2 protein-coding genes are annotated in these 4,462 nt (G+C 42.4%); one reads left to right on the forward strand and one right to left on the reverse strand.

The window, feature by feature from the left end:
* Positions 1-594 precede the first annotated feature (594 nt).
* A complete protein-coding gene (locus FD744_RS25115; RefSeq protein ID WP_373424455.1) occupies positions 595-3,492 on the forward strand; it encodes a reverse transcriptase domain-containing protein in 2,898 nt (965 codons plus the stop codon).
* 761 nt (positions 3,493-4,253) lie between these two features.
* Here the strand turns inward: FD744_RS25115 and FD744_RS25120 are convergent.
* The coding region (locus FD744_RS25120; protein WP_160870014.1) for a hypothetical protein at positions 4,254-4,462 on the reverse strand (209 nt) is incomplete at its 5' end.

A 4,462-nucleotide genomic window follows, 5' to 3' on the forward strand; every position in this document is an offset into this window, starting at 1 on the left:
ATCTTTTATTGTGGGTATGCTCGTGTGTAACTTTTGATAGAAAGTATATTTCAGATTACGGTTTTTTGTAAATGGTAGAGACTGTTATGTAGATGGTCATAAAACAATATTCTTCTTATCGACTTATCAAACTTATTGAAACTGCTTTCAGTAATACTTCGAGCTCTTAACCGATCTCCAGGCAAACTTAGTGGCTCATTTAAATTCCCAACTCTTTGATAGCACGATGGCGTAGGGAGATGGCGGCCCCATCGCCCGGTCTTAGGACCGCAGATAGCCACTGGCCCTCCAGGTTGGGGGAACAATACTCTAACACACACACAGAATACACTAACTACAGTACACTACACACTAAGGTCACCTACAGTACACACCCTAGGACCACCTTTCCTAGGTAGCTGCCCCAGATGGGGGTGCAGGTATACAGGCACCAAGGTGGCAGCCCCACCAGTATACTAGGGTACGGAGTGAGGGTTAGAAGCCCCCCTACCTGAAATACATATTTCGCAGAAACCAAAATCAGCCTCGGATCTTGATTGTCATAAACGGAAACGACCAAGCAACCCCTATAGGATTAACATCGGATTCTGGAATATTCTTTCATTATACCGACCCGGAGCACTGAAACTGCTCCTAGACCAGATTGACCACTTCAAATTGGACATCGCTGCCATCCAGGAAATTAGATGGACTGGCCAGGATATACTTGAAAAGAGGCGACACACCGTTTACTATAGCTGTAGCGATACCCTCCACGAATATGGCGTAGGATTTGTAGTCAGAGGGCGTTTCAGACAATTAGTGATTGGGTTCAAGCCTGTCAATCCACGCATTTGTGTGCTAAGGATTCGTGGAAGGTTTTATAATTACAGCGTTATAAGTGTACACGCCCCGACGGAAGCTTCGAGTGAAGAGGACAAGGACTGCTTCTATGAGCAGCTGGAACGGACTTTTGATCAGTGTCCAAGATACGACATGAAAATAGTCGTTGGGGACTATAATGCTAAAGTAGGAAAGGAAGAGATATACCACCCAACCATCGGAAAACATAGCCTACATGATGAGTCTAATGACAATGGTACAAGGCTTATTAACTTTGCTGCCTCTAGAGACATGATTGTTGGAAGTACCCTCTTTGCGCACAAGGACATCCATAAAGGCACTTGGACCACACCTGACAGGTTACATGTTAACCAAATAGATCATATCTTAGTTGACAAAAGGCACAAATCCAGTCTTAAAAATGTGAGAACGTTCCGAAGTGCCAACGTGGATTCGGACCACTTCCTGTGTATAGCCCATATCACCCCTAAGATCTCCTTCAAAAAGTCGGGAGGTCCAATCATAAAACCTCGGCGTTATAACCTTAGTAAGCTCCAGGCACCAGATACCAAGCAACTGTACATTGAGAAGCTGGATGAGAACATCCGCTGCGCTGAAGCTGTGGAGTTGACAAACATTGAACTCCTTTGGTCAAGTTGTGTGACTGCAATACGAGAGACAGCCAACAATGTGCTGGGACCAAGAGAAAAGGAGATGAGATCCCCATGGTTTGACGGAGAATGTAATGCTGCCACTAATGTAAAGAATATAGCGTATAAGAAAATGCTGAAGAAAGGGACCCGAAGGGCTGTTGAGGAATATAAAGAGAGGAGGAGAGAGGAAAAGCGACTCCACCAAAGGAAGAAGAGGCAAAGGGAGAGAGAGGAACTGGAGAAGACAGAAGAGCACTGGAGGGAGAAAGAATCGAGGGACTTTTTCAGGAGTGTCAATAGAAGAAGAAAATACCGAGCAGCTGTACCGGATACCTGTAAAGACGTGGACGGGAAAATAGTTGCCTGCAAGGAGCACGTTCTACTGCTATGGAAAAGTCACTTTGAAGGACTTCTAGACTCTGTTTACTGTGAAACAGATACTGGAGAGGATTTTTCAGCCAGTGGCCGGGATAATAGCCTGGAACCACCTGATGATGAGGAGATAACGGATGCCATCGACAGACTCAAGAATAACAAAGCACCTGGAGTTGATGAACTGCCAGCCGAACTCTTTAAGAACGGAGGTGAACAGCTGACAAAGAGAGTTCAAGACATTATCTTGAGCATCTGGGAGGAAGAGGCGCTACCGGAAGACTGGAAAAAGGCGGTTATTTGTCCTGTTTTCAAGAAAGGAGACAAACTCCAGTGTCAAAATTATAGAGGTATCTCCCTTCTCTCTTGTGGATATAAAATCCTATCCAATATACTTTTCCAGCGTCTCCTACCCTACGCGGAGCGGGAGCTTGGTCCCTACCAAAGTGGATTTCGGCGAGGAAGATCTACCACAGATCAAATCTTCTCCCTCAGAACAATTCTTGAGAGGGGAAATGAACATCAAATTAAAACCCACCATCTTTTTGTGGACTTCAAGGCAGCTTATGACAGCATTAACCGGGAAGAACTATACAAGGCGCTAGAAGAGTTTAACATCCCAGAGAAGCTGATACGATTGGTAAAGCTGACCATGAGGAATGTGAAGTGTACTGTGCAGGTTGGTGGACAAAGAACGGAAGAATTCTCCTCAAGAAAAGGACTTCGCCAAGGAGATGCACTGGCGTGCCTTCTTTTTAACTTGGCGCTTGAGAAAGCAGTAAGGGACGCTGGTTTGCAAACGAAAGGAACTATTTATAATCGAATGGTACAGCTCTTAGCGTTTGCAGACGATGTGGACATTGTGGGGCGATCGTTGGAGTCAGTTGGAGAGGGGCTATTGGCTCTATTAGAGGCCGCCAAAGTGCTTGGGTTAGAAATAAACTCAAACAAAACTAAATATATGGTAACAGGAGAAGCTGCTCGTCCTGGTGAAACTATTAATATCGGCTTCTTCAACTTCGAGAAGGTGGACCAGTTCACATATTTGGGGTCTCTGGTCACTCAAGATAATTCACCTGCGGCTGAAGTGAAGAGAAGAATATTGATGGCGAACAAGTGCTATTTTGGCCTCCGCAAGGAATTCACCTCCCGCCTTTTATCCCGGCAGACCAAGCATCACTTATACAGGACATTAATCCGCCCCGTCCTACTGTATGGATCAGAAACATGGACTACAAGCAAAAGAATAGAACAAGACCTCTTGGTCTTCGAAAGGAAAATTCTTCGAAGGATCTTTGGAGGAGTCCATATCGACGGAAACTGGAGAAGGCGGACGAACAACGAAATCTGTTCCATTTTTAATGAAAAAGATGTTGTTCTGACAATGAAGCTGGGAAGATTGCGATGGGCTGGCCACGTAGCTAGGATGAACAATGAGGCAATCCCTAAAAAGCTCCTAACTGAACCTCTCCACGGCACTAGAAGAAGGGGAAGACCGAAGCTTAGGTGGTCTGATGGAGTGGAGGGAGACGCTGGAAATGTACTGGGAGTCCGTAACTGGATGACAGCAGCACTGAACAGAGATGACTGGAGGAAGCTGGTGGAGGAGGCCGGGACTCGTCGCCGAGTTGTTGTGCCAACATAATAATAATAATAAATAATAATAATAATCCTCTCCAAGTGGAAAATACACAAAACATATTGATGCTGACATAAGTCTTCCAGAATTTCCTTTTCAATATTTCAAGGACTTATCTTCGCAGTAATCTATTGCTGTAAAGTTAATAAGCAAAGTCATCTCACAAAGCTATTGCACTTCTAAGTCGTCACCATCATAATGTTTCTTAGTTTTTTACAAAACTTAAAGTAAATAAATTTTATAGTTGTACAGAAATTAATGTGATAACATTACAGTTTTTTACAATCTTGGTGATTGCAGTTCTAAAAAATTGGGCTTTTGATAGATAGAATCCTCATTGCAGACCCACAAATGCATATTTTCTCTTTAGAGAGAATTCGATAAGTTTGTAAAAATTAATTTTTTCTGCCATGTTATAATTGTAATTTAGGAATTGATTCTTTCAGCTCCTTGTTCTTACCTTCTATTTATAACTTTTATATTAAACTTAGTGTCAATCAATTTGTATTTTTATTTTATATTGGTTTTTCTTAATGTTAATAAAGTTGTGTCTCCTAAATAAATACTGGTTGCACTTATTTCTTACCGCCCTTTTGACATTTTAGTGTCAATACATCCTTTTGATAACATGAAATAAAAAAATAAATTTATCCAACTTGGGACTGAAGTCCTCTCACCATAATGGACCAATGGTATAATGGTATAATGGACCAATGGTATAATGGTATAATGGACTCAAGAGTTGGGCCAGAATCACTTTATAGAAACTAACGCTTAATGATAAAACAATAAGAATTTCCAACAAAAATTAATAATTGCATTAAACAGGATAAAAACTTATTACCACTCCCCGTGACCGGATAAATGACATTGTTGACGACATCGTCAAGGTAATGCTCTTCAAACTCTTGCATGGTGAGTTGGGTGCCACCTTCATCATTAATAGCAATGCTGCCACTGATGTGGTTGCCGTAAT

This window comes from Pantoea sp. Taur (genome assembly GCF_009830025.1).
Taxonomy (GTDB): domain Bacteria; phylum Pseudomonadota; class Gammaproteobacteria; order Enterobacterales; family Enterobacteriaceae; genus Pantoea; species Pantoea communis.